Here is a 20,026-nt window from a genome sequence, read left to right as displayed (position 1 = left end):
GCCGCGCCGCACCGCCGCCCCCGCCCGCGCCTCTGCCCGATGACGGCTCCGAGGCTGACGGTCTTCGCACCGGCGGCGCATCGTGAGCGGGACGCCAGGCCAGGCGGCGCTCGCCGAGATCGCCTTTTGCGAACAGGTGCTGGCCAAGGGCGGTGCAACCGTTCTCACCGAAACCCTGCGCGGTGTCGGCCAGCCCGAAAGCTGGACGAGTTATCCCGAAGGCGAGGTTTTCGATCCGCAATCGGGCGCGCAATGGTTCTACCACAGCCATCATCCGGCGGCCGACGAAGCCGAGCACGGCCATTTTCACTGCTTTGTCCGGCCCGACGGCGCCGATGGCCCGATCCACCATCTGTGCGCGGTAGGCGTCGATCCGCACGGGCGTCTTGTGCGGCTTTTCACGGTGAACCAATGGGTGGTCGGCGATGACTGGCTCGCCGCCGAGCCGACAGTTTCATTGCTGCCGCGTTTCGATGTCCACATGCCGCAGCCCAATTACCTGGTGAACCGCTGGCTGACCGCCGTTGTGGCGGCGCACGAGCCCACGATCGCCGGGCTGATCCGTGCCCGCGACGCGGCGATCGCCCGCCATGCGCCCGATGCCGACGGCGATGCGCGCGCCAGCCGCGCCCTCGAGGTGACGGCCGAACACCGCTTCACCGACGCATCGGCTCGCTAGCCGTGGCCCTGCCGGCCGCGGTAATCGACGAAAGTCGTAGGGGGTTGCCCCTTGATGCGATTGTGGCTTATCTGGTCGCCGCCTACACTGGCGGTTCGGGTTCCTGCGAGCCGAGCTCAAGGGATGAAAAGGGAACACGGTAGGGACGACCCAATTCGGGGCCTGATCCGGGACTGCCCTCGCAACTGTGAGCGCCGAGCCACCCGCCACGAGCCACTGGGCCACTGGGCCCGGGAAGGCGGCGGGGCGGCAATGAAGCGCGAGTCAGGAGACCTGCCCGAATCAACTGCAACGGCCGTCGAGTGGGACGGCGAAGGAGCAAGACATGAACACCCAGTCCACCGCCCTTGCGGGCAGCAAATCCGGCTTGCTGCCGATCATCGTGTGCGCGCTGATCGGCCTTGGCGTCGTCTTCGTGGCCGGCCACGTCCAGGCCGGGGCGCTGCATGACGCCGCCCATGACGTGCGTCACGCCACCGGCTTTCCGTGCCACTGAGCCGGATCGTCGAACCATGTACACACGCATCGTCACCAGCGCCCTGTTCGCTGGTGCTGCGACCGGCCTGATCGCGAGCCTGTTGCAGCTTTCCTTCGTGCAGCCCGTTCTGCTGCATGCCGAGCTCTACGAATCGGGCGAGCTCGTCCATTTCGGCGCCCAGGCGTCAGGCGCTGTCAGCGCCCATCAGGATGTCGGCGGCATCGATCCGCTGCGCGACGGGCTGAGCATCGTCTTCACCATGCTGATCTATGCCGGTTACGGGCTGATCATGGTCGCCGCCATGGCGCTCGCCGAACAGCGCGGCGCGCGCATCAATGCGCGCAACGGCATGATCTGGGGCATTTGCGGCTTTGTCGTCGCCCATCTGGCGCCGGGCTTCACGCTCGCGCCCGAGGTGCCCGGCGTTGCCGCCGCCGATGTCCATGCGCGACAGGCCTGGTGGTTTGCGACGGTCGCGGCCGCTGCCGTCGGCGTCTGGCTGATCGCCTTTGGCCGAAGCTGGCTGGCCTGGGGCATCGCCGCGCTGCTGCTGGTCGCCCCGCACGTCGTCGGCGCGCCCCAGCCCGATGCCTTCACCGGGCCGGTGCCCACCGAGATCGGCGCCCTGTTCGCGGCCCGCGCCTTCGGCGTGGGACTGGTCGCCTGGCTGCTGCTGGGCCTGATGGCGGGCCATTTCTGGCAGCGCGAAGGGCAGGCGCAGGGCGCGACGCAGCCGGCGTGAGCCGGGCGCGGGCCACTTGAAGAACGCGGGGCGCCCGCACCGGTGCGTCCGCCCCGCGCATCGTCACGACAGGAAATCGACCCATGTCTCGCACACTCGTCATGCTGGGCATCGGCCTGGTGTTCGGCGGCGGCATCGGCTTCGTCACGGCGGCCGGAAACGGCATCACGCTCGACGGCCACGATCATGGCGACCATGCCGCCCACGCCGGTGCCGCAGTTCACGGCCATGATCACACCGCCACTCACGTCGTGGCGCCCGGGCCGGACGCGCCGAGCCTTGCCATCGCCGTCGAACCCGATCCGATGGCCGGCTGGAACCTCAACATCCGGACCGAGAACTTCCGTTTCGCGCCGGAGAACGCAAGCCGCGCCCATCGCGCCGGCGAGGGCCACGCCCATGTCTATGTCAACGGCGTCAAGATCGCCCGCCACTATGGACCGTGGTTTCACATCGCCGACCTGCCCCGTGGCGAAAACCGCATCGCCGTGTCGCTGACGACCAACGACCACCGCACGCTCGCCGTGGGCGACGACCCGCTGCGCGCTGTCGCGGTCGTCACCGTGCCTTAACCGGTCGCGACCGACATCCGACATCGACCTGGTATCGGACTTCGCATCGCATGCCAGAACGGCCATCGGCCGGCCCGGCGCCGCCGGCCGGCTGTCGATGTTGGATTCGATGGCGGCACTGCGTCATATCGGACCCAAACCGGCTTTGCATCCGGCCCGCCCTGTCCCATAGGGTCCGGGTGCCGGCATGCAGCCGGCAGGGAAGGGGAGACCACCGGCATGGACACCAACGCGCGACCGATCGAAAGGCTCGCCTTCATCGGCACAGGCCTGATGGGGTTTCCGATGGCGCGCAATCTGACGCGCGCCGGCTTTGCCCTCACGGTCTGGAACCGCACGCGCGCCCGGGCCGAGCCGCTCGTGGCCGATGGTGCGAGCGTTGCGGACAGCGCCGGCGAGGCCGTTGCCGACGCCGATGCCGTTCTGGTCATGCTCGAGAACCGGCAGGCGGTCGAAGCGGTGCTGCTTTCTGAGGCCGTGCTCGATGGCCTTGCGCGCCACGCCGTGATCGTCGACTTCAGCTCGATCCCGCCATCTGCGGCGCGGGCACTGGCCGAACGGATGGCGAGCCGCGGCTGCGCCTATCTCGATGCGCCCGTCTCCGGCGGCACGGCGGGCGCCGAGGCCGCCAGCCTGGCCATCATGGCCGGCGGCGATGCGCGCGCCTTTGCCCGCTGCGGGCCCGTGTTCGCCGCGCTCGGCCATGCCAGCCATATCGGCGCATCGGGCACCGGCCAGCTCGCCAAGCTTGCCAATCAGGTCATCGTTGCCCTGTCCATCGGCGCGGTGGGCGAGGCGCTGGTTCTGGCGGCGGCCGGCGGCGCCGATCCCGAACGCGTGCGCACCGCGCTTCGCAGCGGTTTCGCCGACAGCCGCGTTCTCGAACTGCACGGCAAGCGCATGACCGACCGCGACTTCGCGCCGGGCGGGCCGATGCGCATCTTCGACAAGGATCTCGCCACCATCGCCGCCGAGGCCAGCGCGCTCGGTATTGACCTGCCGCTGTTCGAGCGCGCGCGGGCGCTGTTCGCCGAACTGGGCGAGGACCATGCCGAACACGACCACAGCGCCCTGCTGCTGGCGCTCGAGGCGCGCAACCCCTCCGTGCATGTCAGGGCCGGCGGGCACAGCGAGGATGCGGGCGATGACGACAGCGCGAATCCGTCAGGTATCACACGGCGCTGAAGCCGTGATTGGCGATCGGTGCGATCATCATCCGCTTGGCGCAGATGCGGTGCTCCCGGTGGATGCGCCGCGGCGCCAACACCGTAAAGGCGGGACGTTCAGGTCAGCACCCTTGAAAGAAAGGCGCGCGTGCGCTCCTGGCGCGGCGCCGAGAACAGCGCCGAGGGCGGGCCCTCCTCGACGATGCGGCCGGCATCGAGAAAGCACACCGTGTCGGCCAGTTCGCGCGCGAATCCCATCTCATGGGTCGCCAGGATCATCGTCATGCCGTCGCGGTGCAACTGGCGGAGCACGTCGAGCACCTCGCCGACGAGTTCGGGATCGAGCGCCGAGGTGATCTCGTCGAACAGCATGATCTCCGGCTCCATCGCCAGCGCCCGGATGATCGCCACGCGTTGCTGCTGCCCGCCCGAAAGCTGGTCGGGATAGTGCTGCATGTGCCCGGCAAGGCCGAAGCGCTCGAACAGCGCCGTCACGGGCGCCTTGAGGGCGGCCCTGCTGCGCCCGTAGACGCGGGCCGGGGCGAGCATGACGTTGTCGACCGCCGTCATGTGCGGGAACAGATTGTAGGACTGGAACACGATGCCGATGCGCTGGCGCACCGGCTGCGGGTCAAGGCCCGGCTCGGCGATGTCCTGGCCGTCAAGCACGATGGCGCCGTCGTCGATCGGCTCGAGCAGGTTGATGCAGCGCAAAAGCGTCGACTTGCCCGACCCCGACGCGCCGATCAGGCAGGCCATCTGCCCCGTTTGCACATCCAGGTCGATGCCGCGCAGCACGTGATTGTGCCCGAAGCTCTTGGACACCGCCTTCAGCGACAGTTTCGCGGTCACCGGCGCTGCCTTGTCTGCCGGTGCAACAGATAGTCGGCATAGCGCGTCGCCGGTATCGTGATCGCCAGGAAGATCAGCGCCGCCCCCACATAGGGCGTGAAGTTGGCGAACAGCGACTTGTAGACGCCGGCCTGGCGGAAGATCTCCACCGGGCCGATGAAGGACAGCAGCGCCACGTCCTTTTGCAGCGCGATGAACAGGTTCATGTTGGCCGGCATGACGTTGCGGATCGCCTGGGGCAGGACGACATAGCGCATGGTGTCGCGGTCCGAAAGGCCGAGCGAGGTGGCCGCCGCGCGCTGGCTTTCATGAATGGATTCGATGCCCGAACGGAACACCTCGGCCACATAGGCCGCATAGACCAGCACGAGCGCGACCGAGCCCCAAAGATAGGGCGAGTTCCACGGTCGCGGCAGGCCCAGGCCCGGAATGCCGAAGCCCATCAGATAGATCACGAGGATCACCGGCAGGCCGCGGAAGATGTCGGTATAAAGCGCGCCGAACATGCGCAGCGGAAACAGCACCGGCGCGCGCACGTCCCGGCACAGCGCGACCGCAAGCCCCAGGATCGCGATCGTCGGCGCGCACCAGGCGAAGATCGCGATGTTGAGCACGAACGCGTTGACAAGCCCCGGAAAGGTGCGCGCGAACACCTCGCCATTGAAGAAGCTGCGCTGCACGGCCTCCCAGCCGGGCGCCAGCGGCACGAGCACGACGATCGCCGCCAGCACCAGCGCGGTGGAGGCCGCCGCGATCGTCACCGAGCGGCGGCGCTGGCGCGCCTCGTAGAGTTCGCGGCGCGTCGGCGCGGCGGGCGCTGCCGCCGCGTCGCTGCTCAGTCCGGCCTCGGCCATCTACTCGATGACGGGCACGTTGGTGGCGTCCTGCAGCCATTCGGCCTCGATGGCGGCGAGTTCGCCCGATTCGGTCAGCTCGGCGATCGCCGCGTCCACGCATTCCTTCAGCGGATTGCCTTCTTCCATCAAGAGGCCGAACTGGTCGGGGTTTTCCGAGCGCTCCGCCGGAAACTGGCCAAGCACGACCCCGCCATCGAGCACCACGGCGGACAGATAGAGCGCGGTCGGCAGATCGAACAGCGCCGCGTCGATCTGGCGGGCCTGCATGGCCGCGGTCACGTCGGTGTTGTCGCCATACAGCAGCGGATCGCGCTCGGGCTGCACGATCTGCTGAAGCATCGGCACGGCCGTCGTGTTCGCATCGGCGCCCCACACCACGCCCCTGAGCGATTCGACGGTCGGCTCGAGCCCGCCATCGACCATCGCCTGCGTGGTCAGCACGGCCATGGCCGATGTGTAGTAGGGCAGGGAGAAATCGACCATCGCCTCGCGTTCGGGCGTGATGGAGTATTGCTGCATGTTGAAGTCGAAATCCTTCGGCCCCGGCTGGATCGCCTCGTCGAACGAGGTGCGCACCCATTCGACCTGGTCGTCCTCAAAGCCCATCGCATTGGCGATGGCATAGGCAACGGCGGCCTCAAACCCCTCCTTGCTCTCCGGGGCGTCGTTCAGCACCCAGGGGTAGAAGGCCGGATTGCCGGTCGCGATGGTCAGGACGCCGTCTTCAAGCGTCTTTCCGTCGGCGCAGGCACCATGCTCGGTGGCAAGGGCGGTGCCGGCGGACAACGCCAGGGCGGACAATGCGAATGCGAGGGTCTTCATCGTGCGGGCTCCCGTTGAACTCGGCGTAGGTTTGGCCCATGGGCCGGATTTGTCCAGTCCCATCTGCATGGGCGGCGGCGGCAAATGGCGCGGGCGCGGCGCGCCGTCACGGCCGCCGCACCGCCCCAGCCGTTTTTCGCCGGTCACGCGGATGCGGCCGTCATCTGCCTTCGGCGGGCAGGGCGGGGATGCGCGCGCGCAGGCAAAGGCGCAGCCGGCCGCAGGGCCGCGCATCGGTGATCCAGCCATCGTCGCTGTCCAGATAGGCCCTGCAGGTCGCGCCGATATCGGCGCCGTCATCGGCGAGCGCGATGCCCGAGAACAGATAGCTCGCCCGCCCCGCGCCCTGCAAAGCGAGCGCCACCGGCTCGGCGCAGGCGCCCATGCATTCGGCCGTGCCGATGCGCACCCGGTCGGTCAGGCCGGCTGCCTTGATGGCCGTCGCGACCGCCGATACGCGCTCGCCGGCGGTCAGCCGGTCGCCGGTGCATGTGGCGCAGACAACGATCCTGATCATGCATGCCCATCCGGTGGTTTTCGCGCTGCCTACACCACCGGGCGTCGGCACGGAACCGGCGTCGGCCGCGCCCGTGTGCGATGGCGCACAGCGGACCGCCTCGCGCGATGGCATGAACAGGGCACTCGCATCAACGGCCCCGCGCCCAACCAGGAGAACCACCATGGCCGCCATCGCCCATATCGACTTCGCCGAACCCCGCGCAACCCGCTTCAGCGCCCGCGCCGTCATCGCCTGGCTCATCGACCGGGAGCGGCGCTTCGCCGACCGCGCCCGGCTCGCCGAAACCGCGCCCCAACACCTGGCCGACATGGGCCTTTCGCCGCGCGACCTGCGCGACATGGGCATTGCGGCCCACGCCGCCGACCCGGCCTGGCAGAGCTGGCGCTGACCCGCCCGCCCGCATCTTCGCCAATGGAGCCGGGCGTGCCGGCTCCGCCACATCCGCCCCATGGCGACCGCCCACCCGCAACACCGTTTCCTCGAGGCGAAAGGCGCGCTAACAATTGCGCCTTGCCACGGACCCGGCGCGGGGAGGGGCCATGTCCCAGATCAGCTATCTCACATCGATCCGCTTTGCGCCCGGCGCCATTGACGCGCTCGCCGACGACCTTGCCGCGCTGGCCATCGAGCGCCCGCTCATCGTGACCGACGAGGGCGTCATCGCCGCCGGTCTACTACATCGTGTGCTGCGCGCCGCCCCGCAGCTGAAGACCGCGCCGGTCTTCGACGCCACGCCCTCGAACCCGACCGAGCGCGCCGTGCGTGCCGCCCTTGATCAGTATCGGGCCGGCCATTGCGACGGCCTTGTCGCGCTTGGCGGCGGCTCGCCGATCGACCTGGCCAAGGCGGTGGCGCTGCTCGCCACCCATCCGTCCCCGCTCGCCCAGTATGCGGCGATTCTGGGCGGGCTCGAGCGCGTCACGGCCGATGTCGCGCCGGTGATCGCGATCCCCACCACGGCGGGCACCGGTGCCGAGGTCGGCCGTGCCGCCCTGATCACGCTCGACGACGGCCGAAAGCTCGGCTTCATCAGCCCTCACCTCATCCCCGGCCGCGCCGTGTGCGACCCTGAACTGACGCTTGGCCTGCCGCCCTGGCTCACCGCAGCGACCGGCATGGATGCCATCACTCACTGCATCGAGACCTATCTGTCGCCGCGCTTCAACCCGCCGGCCGAGGCAATCGCGCTCGACGGGCTCGAGCGTGGCCTGGCCCATATCGAGCGTGCCGTCGGCGGGGGCGCCGACCGCGATGCGCGCAGTGCCATGATGATGGCAGCCCTCGAAGGCGGGCTGACCTTCCAGAAGGGGCTCGGCGCGGTGCATGCGCTGTCCCATCCGCTCGGCGGCTACGAGGATCTGCGCTTGCATCACGGCGCGCTCAATGCCGTGCTGCTGCCGCATGTGCTGCGCTTCAACCGCGCTTTTGCCGGCGACAAATATGATGGGCTGGCCCGGCGCGTCGGCTGCGGGTCGGCCGAAGACCTGCCCGGGGCGATGGCCGATCTGGTCGCGCGTCTTGGCCTTCCGACCTCGCTGTCACGGATGGGCGTGCCCGGCTCGATCGTCGCCGATGTCGCCGAGGCGGCCGTGCTCGATCACTCCAACGCCACCAACCCACGGCCGCTGACGGCGGACGACTATCGCGCCATCCTTCAAGCGGCGATGGCCGATCCCTGAGGCCGCGGCCCGGCTGCGCACTGTGTCCGATCGCACGGCGGCCCGCGGCGGCCGCCGCTATCGTCTTCCCAACGAACAGTTGGAGAGAAGACATGGAAACGATCGTCGCCGTCATGCTGCTTCTGGGATGCGACCAGTCGATGATGGTCTGCCGCCAGAGCAATGAAACCTTCCCGCACTATGCCTCCGTCGAGGCCTGCGAAGCCGACGCCAACATCCGCATTCGCATGAACCGGACCGCGCCGGTGATGATGGCGCAATGCGTCACCGCCAGATCCGTCGCCGAAAGCCAGCAGGTGGTCGTCGACTGGCAGCTCGACCGGGTCGGCAATCTGCACGCCAAGGCCCGCATCCGCGATGCCGGGGCACTGGTCGCCTCGGCGCGTTGACGGGCCGCTTCACGCCTGCAGCCGCGCCTGCCGCGCCGCATCGAGGATCTCGGCGATCACCGAAACCGCCAGCGTGCGCGGATCGCGGGCCGAGGCGATCAGCCCGATCGGTCCGCGCACCCGGGCGATCGCCTCGCGCGCGACGCCGCGCGCCTCAAGGTCGAGATCGCGCGCCTGCCGCGCCCGCCGGCTGCCCTGCGCGCCGATATAGAAGGCCGGGCTTTCGAGTACGGCTTCGATGATCGGCGGCTCCCAGTCATGGTCGTGAAAGAACAGCGTCACCGCGGTCCAGCCGTCCGGGGCGATGTCGGCCGGCATGGCCCGGCGTGCCAGATGGCGTGTCGCGCAGCCCGCCTGCCGGCCATGGGCGAGCGTTTCCTCGTCCGGCGACAGCAGCATCGCCCGATAGCCGGCCGAGCGCGCGAGCGCGGCGAAGGTGCTCGCCTCGGGCCCCTTGCCGAAGGTCAGGAACTGCAGCTCCGGCTGCAGATGCACGGCAAAGGCCGTCCCCTGCCAGCCCGTCGCCGCGGCGTCGTCGATGCCGAGCGCGCCGCTGTCCGCGTCGATCCTCAGCGTGATCGGGCCGCGCGCGGCGAGCCGGCCGCAGACCTCGTCCAGCACGGCCCGGTCCGGGTCCGGCACCAGCAGGATCTCGAGCCCGCCACCGCAGGGCAACTGGATGTCGATGAAGGGCGAGCCGCGCCCGTAGCGCACCGCGAGCGGTCTGCCTTCGCCCAGCGCCGTCTGGGCATGGATCGCCAGGTCGGCTTCCACGCAGCCCGATGACAGCGAGCCCGTTTGCCCGCCAGCGGCGGCAAACGCCATCATCGCGCCAAGCGGCCGGTAGGAGGGGCCTTCCACGCCCGTGATCACCGCGAGCACGCCGGGCGTCCGAGCCGCGGCCAACACGGCCAGCGGCGCGCTGTCGGGCCCGAAATCGGCGGCGGTTGCGGCGGGAGCATCGCGCATGCCGGCAATTCTAGCGCAGTTTTCGCGCCCGCGCATCTCCCCGCCGCCGGCGGGCGCGGCCGCCCCTCAGTGCGCCGCCCGCGTGCGGATCTGGTCGAAGGCGACGGCCAGGATGAGCACGGTGCCGCGGGTGATCTCCTGCCAGAAACTTGAGACGTTCATCAGGGTCAGCCCGTTATTGAGCGTGCCCAGGATCAGCACGGCGAACACCGTGCCCCACACCGAGCCGCGCCCGCCGTAAAGGCTGGTTCCGCCCAGGATGATGGCCGCGACAACGGTGAGCAGTTGCTGGCCGGCCGCGTTGGGCGCCGCCGCGCCCAGCATGGCGGCCAGGATGATGCCGGCCATGGCGCCGACCGCGCCCGAGGCGATGTAAAGGACAAGCTGGATGCGCTCGACATTGACGCCCATCAGCCGGCTCGCCTCCGGATTGCCGCCGGCGGCATAGACCTCGCGGCCGAACTTCGTGCGCGCCAGGATCCACCACAACAACGTGGCGAAGGCGAACATGGCGATGACCGGGAAGGGGACGCCGAAGACGCGCCCCGACCCCAGCCAGTTGAAGGCCGGCACGAGCAGCGGCTTGGACAGCCCGTTGGTCAGCACCAGCGCCGAGCCGGTGATGATGCTCATCGTGCCCAGCGTGACGATCAGCGGGTTCAGGTGCAGGCGGGTCACGAGCAGCCCGTTGCCGCCGCCGATGATGCCGCAGATGATGACCGCCAGCAGCGCGGCGAGCCAGATATTGATGCCCATGGCGGCGAGCAGCGCGACCAGCACCCCGGCCAGCCCGGCGATCGCGGCGACCGAAAGGTCGAGCGCGCCGGCGATGATGACCGGCGTGCCGACGATCGCCATCAGCCCGATCACCGCCATGTTGGTGCCGATCGACAGCAAGTTGTTGACGTTGAGGAAGTAGGGCGAGAGCAGCGAAAAGCCGACCACAAGGATCAGGAACAGCGTGCCGAGCACGGCCACGCCGGCATTGTCCTGGCTGAGCAGGTCGCGCCAGTGCCTGGTCTTCCTGGCTCCGTTTGCGGGCACGTCCGTCATCGTTGCGATCTCCCGAAATCAGCCGTCCCAGGCAAGGCGCCGGACGAGGTCTTCATTGACGTCGATGCCCAGCCCCGGCCGCTCGATCGGCGCAATTCTGCCGTCGCGCTGCACGATCGGCTCGGAGACCAGTTCGGTCTGCACCGAAACGGCAAAGGGCTTGAGTTCGAGCAGCCTGGTGTTGGCCGAGGCCAGCGACAGATGCAGGCTTGCCGCCGTCGTCACCGCCGTGCTCCAGGCATGGGCGTTCATGGTCAGGCCCGCCGCGCCGGCGCGCTGGTCGACGCGCGCAAAACCGGTGATCCCCTCCACGCGCCCCGGATCGACGCCGAGCACGTCGGCGACGCCGGTCGCGATCAGCCGTTCGTAATCGGTGACGGTGAAGGCGCGCTCGCCCATGGCGATCGGCACCGGCACCGCCGCCTTGAGCGCGCGATGCGCCTCGATCCGCGTGGGATAGAACGGTTCCTCGATCCAGCCGATGCCGTATTCGGCCATCGCCCTGACGGTGTTGATGCCCGTGCACAGGTCCCATCTGACGCCATGGCCGGCGTCCACGAGGATATCGAAGTCATCGCCCACGGCGGCGCGCAGAGCGCGAATGAAGGCCACATCGTTCTTCGGGTCGCGTCCGATATTGGACAGCCCGCGCTTGCCGAAACCCAGCTTGACGCCGACGAACCCGGCCTGCTTGAAGCCGACCACCTCGTCGATATTGTCCTGATTGGTAGCCTTGTTGACGTGGTTGCACGCATAGGCCGGCATGAAATCGCGCTTCTTGCCGCCGAGCAGGGCATGAAGCGGCTTGCCCTCGATCTGGCCGGCAATGTCCCACAGCGCCATGTCGAGCGCCGAATAGGCAAAGCAGGCGATGCCGCCCTCGCCATACCACCAGCAATGGCCGCGCATCATCTCCCAGGCCTGGGCGACGGTGATGTCGCCGGCCGCGATCAGCAGCGGGCCGAAGGCTTCGTCGATCAACAGCTTGGTGGCCTTGCATGCCTCCGGCCACATGGCGATGCCCTCGCCCCAGCCGACCACGCCGTCGCAGGTCTGAACGCGCACGAAGACGGTCAGCCGCCATTCGCCGTGATCGTTGGCGTCGGGGTAGCGCAGCACCCATGACTGGATGGTGTCGATCTTCATGCCGTCAGGTCTCCTCCCGCTTGGTGGTTGACTAGCACCGATGCAGTTGGTAAGTCAACAAGTGGTCAGGCCACTTTCACCTGATCCCGGAGGAGCGTGGAGGAGACATGGAGCCGGCAGAGGCCTTCGAGGTCGAGACGATCCGCCGCGAAAGCGTGACCGGCATCGTGGTCGACCGGCTGCTCGGCTATGTCAGCGCCGGCAAGCTCGCCGCCGGCGAGCGCCTGCCGCCCGAACGCCGGCTCGCCGAGATGTTCGGCGTCAGCCGCCCGACGATTCGCGAGGCGCTGCGCGCGCTGAGCGTTCTGGGCGTGCTCGAGGTGCGTCACGGCGGGGGCGTCTTCGTCTCCCGGCTCGATGCGGCCGACCTGCTGCAACCGCTGACCTTCTTCCTGACGCTTCAGGACGTCACGGTCGAAAAGCTGTACGCCGCCCGCCGGCTGATCGAGGGCGAGATCGCCGCGCTGGCCGCCGTCAATGCCGGATCGGGGCACCTTGCCCGGCTCGACGCGCTCCTGGACGAGCAGAAGCAGGTGCTCGACGACCCCTCGCGCTATCGGCAGGTGGACACCGACTTCCATGCCCATCTGGCGCATATGGCCGACAATCCCTTCTTGATGCGTGCCGCCCAGTCGCTCAACATGCTGGGCCTCGAATTCCGCAAGATCGCCTCGGAGACGCCGGCGGTCCTGGCCGGTTCGGTCGGCGATCACGAGGCGATTGTCGATGCTCTCAAGGCCGGCGACGCCGAGGCCGCGCGCGCCGCCATGGCCGCGCACATGGACTTCGTGCTCGACACCACCAAGGCATGCCAGGCGGAGCAGCCATGACCCGCAAGGTCGTCGTCACCGACTATACCTTCCCCGATCTTGAGCGCGAATGCGCCGCGGCACGGGCCGCCGGCGCCCGATTGCGCGCGCATCAATGCAAGAGCCCCGGCGAGGTCGCCGATGCGGTGCGCGGCGCCGATATCGCCATCGTCCAGTTCGCCGAACTCGACGCCGACGCCATTGCCGGCCTGGCGCCCGGCGCCGCCATCATCCGATACGGCATCGGCTACGACAATATCGATGTCCGCGCCGCCGGCGCGCGCAACCATCCGGTCGGCTATGTGCCGGACTATTGCCCCGACGAGGTCGCCGACCACACCGCGGCCAGCCTTCTGGCGATGCTGCGCAAGCTGCCCGCGCTCGACGCTTCGGTGCGCCGCAACGAGTGGGCGGCGGTCGCGGTCGCCGCGCCGCTGAAACCGTTTTCGGACACGCGCATCGGGTTTTTCGGCTTCGGCCAGATCGCGCGCGGCGTTCATCGCCGGCTTGCGCCTTTCGGCTTTGCCTTCGCCGCCGCCGATCCGGCGCTTGCGGCCCAGAAAGCGGGGCAATTTGGCATCGACAAGGTGGATGCCGACGCCCTTTTTGCGACCTGCGATGCGATCAGCCTGCATGCGCCGGCAACCGAACACACGGTCGGCTTCGTGGGCGCGGCGCGGCTGTCGTCCATGCGCCCGCATGCGCTCATCGTCAACACCGCCCGCGGCGCCCTGATCGACGAGGACGATCTCGCCGCCGCGCTCAGGGACGGCGTTATCGGCGGCGCCGCGCTCGATGTCTTCGCGGTCGAGCCGCTGCCGGCGGACTCGCCCCTGCGCCGGGCGCCCAACCTGCTGCTGACCCCCCACGCCGCCTGGTATTCGGACGCGGCGATCGGCCGGCTTCAGGGGCTGGTCGCCCAGGATATCGCCAATCACCTGGCCGGCCGGCCGCTCAGAAAGCCGGTGCCGGGCAGCGGCCCGCAGCGCGAGGCCGTCTCGTGACGGCCCGCCCTCACACCGATTGCGGACCGGCACGACCGGCCGCAGGGAAGGGGCGGCGTCCCGCTGCCCCAAGCGCATCGCATGGAGGAGTTACGATGCACAAACTCACGATCACCACCGCCGCGCTGGCCCTGTTGTCCGCGCCGGCCTTCGCACTGGAGCCCGAAGACCTCAAGGGTCAGGAGATCACCGCCGAGCAGTATGACGAACTGGTCGCCGCGGCCAAGGAGGTCACGCCGCCGCGCAATGGCGACGAGTACATCTTCGGCTTTGCCAATCTGCAGCGCGACATTCCCTTCGGCGTCAAGACCGAACAGGGCATCGAGGCCAATGCCGAAAAGGCCGGCATCGAACTGCTCGTCACCGACAACCGGCTCGACGGCGCCGTCGCATTGCAGAACGCGGAAAGCTATGTGCGCCGCAATGTCGACTATGTCATCGAGTTCCAGACCGACGTCAATTTCGGCCCCACGGTGATGCAGAAGTTCAACGAGGCCGACATTCCGGTCACCGCCATCGACATCCCGATGCCCGGCGCGACCTTCTTCGGCGCCAACAACCCGCGTTCGGGTTTCATGGGCGGGGCGTTCCTGGCCCAGGCCGCGATCGCCGAATGGGGCGAAGAGGCGGTCAATGACGGTTATCTGGTCGTCGGCGAGCTGCCGCAGTCGGGCGCCATTCCCGCCATGCGCACCGGCGGCCAGATCGCCGGCTTTCAGGCGGTCGTCGAGGATTTCCCCGAAGATCAGATCATCAGGATCGACACCAAGAACACGCTGCAGGAATCCTTCACCCAGATGAACAACGTCATCGGGCGCATTCCCCAGGGCGTGCCGATCATGGGCATTGCCATCAACGACCAGTCGGTCACCGGCATGCTGCGCGCGACCACCCAGGCCGGCCGCGCCGACAACGCGTTGTTCGTCGGCATGGGCGCCGACGAGGTCGAAACGCTGGCCACCGAGGAACGCCTGATCGCCTCGGTCGGCTACTTCCCCGAGCGCTACGGCAACTATCTGGTGCCGATCGCGCTGATGGAGCTTGCCGGCGTCGACGTGCCCCCGGCCGTCCTCGTCAACCATGTCATGGTGACCAAGGCCAATATCTGCGAGTTCTACGATGTCGAATGCGGCGAGGGGCCGGACTTCGAATACACCTTCCCGCAGGAGGCGTTCGAGGAGCACCTGGCGAGCTTGCGCGGCAAGGAAGAGCTGCAGGGCTACGAGACCCTGATCCCGTCCAACTGATTGCCGCTTCGGGCCCGCCCTGCGCGGGCCCGGCCACCGTCAACCGGCCGTTCCGGAAAGGCGCGCCATGCTGCTCGACATGACCGGCATAAGAAAGGCCTTCGGCAACAATCTGGTGCTCGACGACGTCGGCTTTGCGATCGATGCCGGCGAGATCGTCGCGCTTCTGGGCGCCAATGGTGCCGGCAAGTCGACGCTGATGAAGATCATGACCGGCATCTACAGCCGCGATGCCGGAACGGTCTGCATCGACGGCGAGACCGTGCGCATCGAGGCGCCGCGCGATGCCATGGCCCACGGCATCCGCCTGATCCCGCAGGAGCTGTCCGTCCTGCCGGACCTGTCGGTGGCCGAGAACGTCTTTCTGGGCGCCATGCCCGCAAATGGCGACGGACCGCTGGCGACCGTGCGTTTTGCCGAAATGGTCCGCCGCGCCCAGGACCTGCTCGAAGAGCTGGGCCTTGGCGACATCGATGCGCGTGCCCGCCTGTCGCGGCTGACCCTGTCCGAACAGCGCCTGGTCGAGATCGCCCGCGCTCTCGCCGGCAAGGCGCGCGTGCTCGTCATGGACGAGCCGACCGCCTCGCTCTCCGAGCCCGAGCGCGACAAGCTTTTCGCCATCATGGCCGGCCTCAGGCAGGCCGGCACCGCGATCGTCTTCATCTCGCACTATCTCGACGAGGTCTTCGAGGTCTCCGACCGCATCTCGGTGCTGCGCGACGGCATCAATGCGGGCGTGTTCGTGACCGCCGAAACCGATCATGACTCGGTGCTCGCGGCCATGCTCGGTCGCCAGATGGAGCATCTTTATCCGCCGCCCGCCATTGCGCCCGGCGCGCCGTTCTTCGTCGCCCGCGACATCGCCGACGGCGACACGCTGGCCGGCATCTCGATCACCGCCCGCCAGCGCGAGATCCACGGCGTGTTCGGCCTGATCGGCTCGGGCGTCCAGACCATCGGCAAGGCGCTGTTCGGCGCCCATGCGCTGACCGGCGGCACCATCACGCTGAACGGCACGCCGTTCCGGCCGCGCTTTGCCGCCGATGCCATCGCAAGCGGTGTGGGCTTGGTGCCCGGCGAGCGCAAGGCCGAGGGCATCGTCGCCGAAATGCCGTTGCGCGAGAACTTCACGTTGCCCTTCCTGTCGCGCTATGTGCGCGGCGGCACGATCTCGGTGCCGCGCCAGAGGCAGTTCGCGGCCAGGTGGATCGACGCGCTCGGCGTGCGCACCACCGGGCCCGAGCAGCCCATTCGCGGGCTTTCGGGCGGCAATCAGCAAAAGGTCTGCATCGGCCGCTGGCTGGTCGACGACCTCAACGTGCTGATCCTCGACGAGCCGACCCGCGGCGTCGATCTGGGCGCGCGCCGGGACATCTACGCCCATCTGCGCACGCTCTCCGATCAGGGCCTGACCGTGATCGTGATCTCCTCGGACGCCGAGGAGATCGCCGGCCTTGCCGACACCGCGACCGTGCTCCAGAAGGGCCGCAGCGTCGCGCGGTTCGACGGGCCGGTCGGCGCCGAGGCGCTGATGCACGCCGCCGGCTCCAGCAAGGCGGCCTGATCGGTGCAACCGACATCCAATGACCGGGAGGACACCCGATGAAACTGAGCGTGACGAGCTGGTCGTTTCCGCAATGCGATCTGGCCGAGGCGGCGAGCATCGCCCGGGCCATCGGCCTTGACGGCATCGACCTTGGCTACTTCTACCGCGCCGCGCTCGACAAGGACCGGCTACTGGCCGAACCCCAGGCCTATGGCGCCGAGCTCCGGCGGGCATTGCCGCTCCCCGCGGCGAACCTCTATCACCTGTTCGGCGCCGATCCCGCCGAGCGCAATCTCGCCCAGTCGCCGCCCGATGCGCGCAACCTCGCCGACTTCAACGCCGCGCTCGCCTTCTGCCGGGCCGTGGGTGCGCCGACGATCTTCGTCCTGCCCGGGCTGCTCGGGCCGGGCCAGTCGCGCGCCAGCGCGCTTGCCAGCACCGCCGAGGCACTCAAGCCGATGGTCGAGGCGGCCGACGGCACCGGCGTGACCGTCACCGTCGAGCCGCATGTGCATTCCTATCTGGAAAGCCCGGAGCTTGCTGCCGCGCTGATCGACAAGGTGCCCGGTCTCGCGCTGACGCTCGATCCGGCCCACTTCGCCGTCATCGGCTACCGGCAGGACGAGATCGAGGCGCTTGTCCCGCATGCCGGCCATGTCCATCTGCGCCAGGCGCGGCCCGGCGCGCTGCAGGCCAAGATGGAGGAGGGGACGCTGAATTTCCCCGCCTTCTTCGCCGCCCTGCGCGATGCCGGCTATGACGGCTGGCTCGCCATCGAGTATGTGCACCAGGCCTATATGGCCACGGTCCATGACGACGTCCTGTCCGAGACCGTCAGGATGCGCGACGCCTTTCGAGCCTGGAGCGCGGCGTGACCGGCGCCGTCCTCGTCACCGGTGCGGCCGGCGGTCTGGGCCTTGCCATCGCCAGGCGCCTGATCGATGACGGCCGGCAGGTCGTCATCGCCGATATCGACGCCGCCGCCGTTGAACGGGCCGCCGCCGGGATCGGCGCCCAGGCGTGTGTTCTGGACATCGCCGATGAAGCCGCGGTCGTCGAAACCGTCGGCGCCATCGCCCGCGACCGGGGCCTGTGGGGCCTGGTCAACAATGCCGGCGTGCACAAGAACGTCTCGGTGGTGGCGAGCACCGCCCAGGACTGGGACCGCATCCATTCGATCAATGCGCGCGGCACCTTCCTGATGTGCCGGGAGGGCGCGCGCCACATGGTCAGGGCACGCCAGGGCCGCATCGTCAACATCGTCACGCGCGTTAATTTCGGAAACCCCTTTTCTGCCGCCTACATGGCCTCCAAGAGCGCCATCTACGCGCTGACCCAGTGCCTGGCCGTCGAGGTCGCCCGCGCCGGCGTGCGCGTCAATGGCGTCGGGCCGGGCCATGTCGGCCCCGGCACCGGCATGGCGAGGCATTTCAAGGCCAAGGCCGACAGCCTGGGCATGGCCTGGGAGGACTTCGAGGCGCAGGTGCACAAGACCATACCGCTCGGGCGCTGGTGCACGCCCGACGACGTCGGTGGCGCCGTGTCCTTCCTGATGGGCCCGGATGCCGATTTCATCACCGGCGAGTTCATCTATGTCACCGGCGGCTTTCAGGCCTATGGTGTCGCGCCCGATCCCGAGCAACTGGAGAACCCCTATGGCTGATCTTGAAGGCAGGCGCGCGCTCGTCACCGGTGCCCGCCACGGCATTGGCGGCGAGACGGCGCGCGTTCTGGCCCGGCACGGCGCCCATGTCGCCGTGTGCGGGCGCAAGCCCGGCGATTGCGAGCCCGTGGTCGCCGAGATCATGGAGGCCGGCGGCGAGGCCTTCGACTGGGCGCTCGATGTCGGCGATCTGGGCGCGGTGCGCGGCCGCGTCGAGGGCGCCGTCGAACAGCTCGGCGGGCTCGACATCGTCGTCAACAACGCCGCGGTGATCGAACCCATGGCCAGGCTCGGCGCCATCGATCCGCAGGACTTCGACCGCGCCTGCCGCATCAACCTGTCGGGCGCGCTGGCGGTGGTCCACGCCGCCTGGGACACGCTGATGGGTGGCGGGCGCGTCCTCAACCTTCTGTCGGGCGCCGCCGTCGGGCCGATGGAGGGCTGGGCCGCCTATTGCGCCTCCAAGGCGGGGCTGCTGATGCTCACCCGCTCGATCGATCTGGAAGGGACGCCGGTCGGCATCCGCGGCTTCGGCTTTGCGCCCGGCGTCGTCGACACCGGCATGCAGACCGCGATCCGTGCCGCCAGGATCAACCGCGTCTCCGACATCCCGCGCGAGAACCTGGCGCCCGTTTCCGCGCCCGCCGAGATGATCGCCTGGCTGGTTTCGGGCCGCGTCGACGATCTCGCCGGACAGATGGTCGACATTCGCGACCCCGAAATCGGCAGGCGCATGCAAGCCGACACGACACGTTAAGGGAGGACAATGATGAGCGAACGCGCACGCATCGCCGTGATCGGCGCGGGCTGGTGGGCGACCGAATTCCACCTGCCCAATCTGAAGAAGCGGGAACAGGACTGCGACATCGTCGGCGTCTCGCGCCTTGGCGCCCAGGAGCTCGAACTGGTCCGTGCGCGCTTCGACGTGCCCTTTGCCACAGAGGATTTCCGCGAACTGGTGGCGCAGACCAAACCCGATGGCGTCGTCATCGCCTCGCCCCACACCGCCCATTACGACAACGCGGTCGCCGCGCTCGATGCCGGCGCCCATGTGCTGATCGAAAAGCCGATGACGACATCGGCCCGGGACGCGCGCGACCTGGTCGCCCGCGCCGAAAGGGCGGGCCGCCAGATCATGATCCCCCATGGCTGGAACTTCACCCATTTCATGCCCATGGCGGCCAGGCTGGTCGCCGAGGGCCGCATCGGCACCTTGCGCCACGCCACCTGCCAGATGGGCTCGGCGCTGCTCGACCTGTTCGGCGGCGAGCCCATGGTCGAGACCGCCGAGCACACCTTCCGCCCGCCGCCCTCGACCTGGGCCGACCCCAGGAACGCCGGCGGCTATGGCTGGGGCCAGCTTTCGCACGCGCTCGGCGCGCTGTTCCGCATCGTTCCCGACCGTCCCGCCGAGGTCTATGCCAGGACCGGCAAGTCGCCCACCGGCGCCGATTATTTCGACGCGGCCGTGGTGACCATGCAAAACGGCGCCACCTGCGTGCTGTCGGGCTCGGCGGCGATCCCCAAGCATGTCGGCCCGCATATCGACATTCGCCTCTACGGCGACGAGGGGCTGTTGTTCCTGGACATCGAGCGCGAACGGCTGGAATTGCGCCGGCTCGACGGTGACGACTATGTGCACGACTTCAAGCCGGGCGAGGGCGCCGCCGCCTATTCCACCGAGGGGCCGATCAACCGCTTCGTCGATCTGTGCCGGGGCATGGATATCGCCAACGAGGCGGACGGCTCGGTCGGCATGCGCGCCGTCGAGGTGCTCGACGCCATGTACCGCTCCGCCGAGACTGGCCAGGCGGCCAGACGCTGACGCGCCCC

At 68.8% G+C, this 20,026-nt stretch carries 23 protein-coding genes and 1 riboswitch; of the genes, 16 read left to right on the top strand and 7 right to left on the bottom strand.

Features of this window, described 5'->3' with window-relative positions; all coding sequences use genetic code 11:
* The first annotated feature begins 82 nt into the window (after positions 1–82).
* The 5 genes from RBB34_RS15655 to RBB34_RS15635 all read left to right on the top strand — a co-directional run bounded on the left by RBB34_RS15655 (position 83) and on the right by RBB34_RS15635 (position 3,656).
* Positions 83–679, top strand: a complete 597-nt coding sequence (locus RBB34_RS15655) for a hypothetical protein (RefSeq protein WP_306120175.1) — start codon at positions 83–85, stop codon at positions 677–679.
* Between the two features lie 80 nt (positions 680–759).
* Positions 760–975: riboswitch (cobalamin riboswitch) on the top strand.
* A 29-nt stretch (positions 976–1,004) separates the two neighbouring features.
* Complete coding sequence (locus RBB34_RS15650; protein ID WP_306120174.1) at positions 1,005–1,175, top strand: CbtB domain-containing protein; 171 nt, start codon at positions 1,005–1,007, stop codon at positions 1,173–1,175.
* A 16-nt stretch (positions 1,176–1,191) separates the two neighbouring features.
* Entirely contained in the window at positions 1,192–1,899 is a 708-nt protein-coding gene (locus RBB34_RS15645) for a CbtA family protein (RefSeq protein WP_306120173.1), read from the top strand.
* Between the two features lie 83 nt (positions 1,900–1,982).
* Positions 1,983–2,471 carry a hypothetical protein gene (locus RBB34_RS15640; RefSeq protein ID WP_306120172.1) on the top strand — a complete coding sequence of 163 codons (489 nt, stop codon included), beginning with the start codon at positions 1,983–1,985 and terminating at the stop codon, positions 2,469–2,471.
* A 219-nt stretch (positions 2,472–2,690) separates the two neighbouring features.
* A complete protein-coding gene (locus RBB34_RS15635) occupies positions 2,691–3,656 on the top strand; it encodes an NAD(P)-dependent oxidoreductase (protein ID WP_306120171.1) in 966 nt (321 codons plus the stop codon).
* A 98-nt stretch (positions 3,657–3,754) separates the two neighbouring features.
* Here RBB34_RS15635 and RBB34_RS15630 read toward each other — a convergent pair whose 3' ends face one another.
* From RBB34_RS15630 to RBB34_RS15615, 4 genes are all read right to left on the bottom strand, one after another.
* Positions 3,755–4,489 carry an amino acid ABC transporter ATP-binding protein gene (locus tag RBB34_RS15630; protein WP_306120170.1) on the bottom strand — a complete coding sequence of 245 codons (735 nt, stop codon included), beginning with the start codon at positions 4,487–4,489 and terminating at the stop codon, positions 3,755–3,757.
* A complete protein-coding gene (locus RBB34_RS15625) occupies positions 4,486–5,343 on the bottom strand; it encodes an amino acid ABC transporter permease (RefSeq protein ID WP_306120169.1) in 858 nt (285 codons plus the stop codon). Before RBB34_RS15625 ends, RBB34_RS15630 begins: the two co-directional genes overlap by 4 nt.
* Entirely contained in the window at positions 5,344–6,168 is an 825-nt protein-coding gene (locus RBB34_RS15620; protein WP_306120168.1) for an ABC transporter substrate-binding protein, read from the bottom strand.
* Positions 6,169–6,328: 160 nt separating this feature from the next.
* The gene (locus RBB34_RS15615) at positions 6,329–6,685 is read right to left on the bottom strand and encodes a DUF1636 family protein (protein ID WP_306120167.1); all 357 of its coding nucleotides are present in this window, start codon (positions 6,683–6,685) and stop codon (positions 6,329–6,331) included.
* A 163-nt stretch (positions 6,686–6,848) separates the two neighbouring features.
* Here RBB34_RS15615 and RBB34_RS15610 point away from each other — a divergent pair, with 163 nt between their 5' ends.
* The 3 genes from RBB34_RS15610 (at position 6,849) to RBB34_RS15600 (ending at position 8,756) form a co-directional block, all read left to right on the top strand.
* Complete coding sequence (locus RBB34_RS15610) at positions 6,849–7,076, top strand: hypothetical protein (protein ID WP_306120166.1); 228 nt, start codon at positions 6,849–6,851, stop codon at positions 7,074–7,076.
* A 151-nt stretch (positions 7,077–7,227) separates the two neighbouring features.
* Positions 7,228–8,367: an iron-containing alcohol dehydrogenase gene (locus RBB34_RS15605; RefSeq protein WP_306120165.1), complete on the top strand. Its 1,140-nt coding sequence runs from the start codon at positions 7,228–7,230 to the stop codon at positions 8,365–8,367.
* Positions 8,368–8,459: 92 nt separating this feature from the next.
* Complete coding sequence (locus RBB34_RS15600) at positions 8,460–8,756, top strand: hypothetical protein (protein WP_306120164.1); 297 nt, start codon at positions 8,460–8,462, stop codon at positions 8,754–8,756.
* A 9-nt stretch (positions 8,757–8,765) separates the two neighbouring features.
* Here RBB34_RS15600 and RBB34_RS15595 read toward each other — a convergent pair whose 3' ends face one another.
* From RBB34_RS15595 to RBB34_RS15585, 3 genes are all read right to left on the bottom strand, one after another.
* Positions 8,766–9,725 (bottom strand): XdhC family protein, encoded by a 960-nt coding sequence (locus RBB34_RS15595; protein WP_306120163.1) that lies wholly within the window; start codon positions 9,723–9,725, stop codon positions 8,766–8,768.
* A 66-nt stretch (positions 9,726–9,791) separates the two neighbouring features.
* Entirely contained in the window at positions 9,792–10,778 is a 987-nt protein-coding gene (locus RBB34_RS15590) for an ABC transporter permease (RefSeq protein ID WP_306120162.1), read from the bottom strand.
* A gap of 18 nt (positions 10,779–10,796) precedes the next feature.
* The gene (locus RBB34_RS15585; protein ID WP_306120161.1) at positions 10,797–11,924 is read right to left on the bottom strand and encodes a mandelate racemase/muconate lactonizing enzyme family protein; all 1,128 of its coding nucleotides are present in this window, start codon (positions 11,922–11,924) and stop codon (positions 10,797–10,799) included.
* Positions 11,925–12,031: 107 nt separating this feature from the next.
* On the opposite strand from RBB34_RS15585, the gene RBB34_RS15580 reads away from it, so the two are divergent.
* The 8 genes from RBB34_RS15580 to RBB34_RS15545 all read left to right on the top strand — a co-directional run bounded on the left by RBB34_RS15580 (position 12,032) and on the right by RBB34_RS15545 (position 20,018).
* On the top strand, positions 12,032–12,754 hold the full coding sequence (locus RBB34_RS15580; RefSeq protein WP_306120160.1) for a FadR/GntR family transcriptional regulator: 723 nt from the start codon (positions 12,032–12,034) through the stop codon (positions 12,752–12,754).
* Positions 12,751–13,737, top strand: coding sequence for a C-terminal binding protein (locus RBB34_RS15575; protein ID WP_306120159.1), 987 nt, complete (start codon positions 12,751–12,753; stop codon positions 13,735–13,737). Before RBB34_RS15580 ends, RBB34_RS15575 begins: the two co-directional genes overlap by 4 nt.
* A 95-nt stretch (positions 13,738–13,832) precedes the next feature.
* Complete coding sequence (locus tag RBB34_RS15570) at positions 13,833–14,984, top strand: sugar ABC transporter substrate-binding protein (RefSeq protein ID WP_306120158.1); 1,152 nt, start codon at positions 13,833–13,835, stop codon at positions 14,982–14,984.
* A 67-nt stretch (positions 14,985–15,051) separates the two neighbouring features.
* Positions 15,052–16,548, top strand: a complete 1,497-nt coding sequence (locus RBB34_RS15565) for a sugar ABC transporter ATP-binding protein (protein WP_306120157.1) — start codon at positions 15,052–15,054, stop codon at positions 16,546–16,548.
* Positions 16,549–16,586: 38 nt separating this feature from the next.
* Positions 16,587–17,405, top strand: coding sequence for a sugar phosphate isomerase/epimerase family protein (locus tag RBB34_RS15560; RefSeq protein WP_306120156.1), 819 nt, complete (start codon positions 16,587–16,589; stop codon positions 17,403–17,405).
* On the top strand, positions 17,402–18,193 hold the full coding sequence (locus RBB34_RS15555; protein ID WP_306120155.1) for an SDR family NAD(P)-dependent oxidoreductase: 792 nt from the start codon (positions 17,402–17,404) through the stop codon (positions 18,191–18,193). The genes RBB34_RS15560 and RBB34_RS15555 overlap by 4 nt, the downstream gene beginning before the upstream one ends.
* Positions 18,186–18,950: an SDR family NAD(P)-dependent oxidoreductase gene (locus RBB34_RS15550; RefSeq protein ID WP_306120154.1), complete on the top strand. Its 765-nt coding sequence runs from the start codon at positions 18,186–18,188 to the stop codon at positions 18,948–18,950. Before RBB34_RS15555 ends, RBB34_RS15550 begins: the two co-directional genes overlap by 8 nt.
* A gap of 12 nt (positions 18,951–18,962) precedes the next feature.
* The gene (locus tag RBB34_RS15545) at positions 18,963–20,018 is read left to right on the top strand and encodes a Gfo/Idh/MocA family oxidoreductase (protein ID WP_306120153.1); all 1,056 of its coding nucleotides are present in this window, start codon (positions 18,963–18,965) and stop codon (positions 20,016–20,018) included.
* Positions 20,019–20,026 lie beyond the last annotated feature (8 nt).

The organism is Roseitalea sp. MMSF_3546, from assembly GCF_030732865.1.
Classification (GTDB): Bacteria; Pseudomonadota; Alphaproteobacteria; order Rhizobiales; family Rhizobiaceae; genus Roseitalea.
The sequence above is the reverse complement of the archived record's forward strand: the minus strand, read 5'-3'. Positions and strand labels throughout refer to the sequence as shown.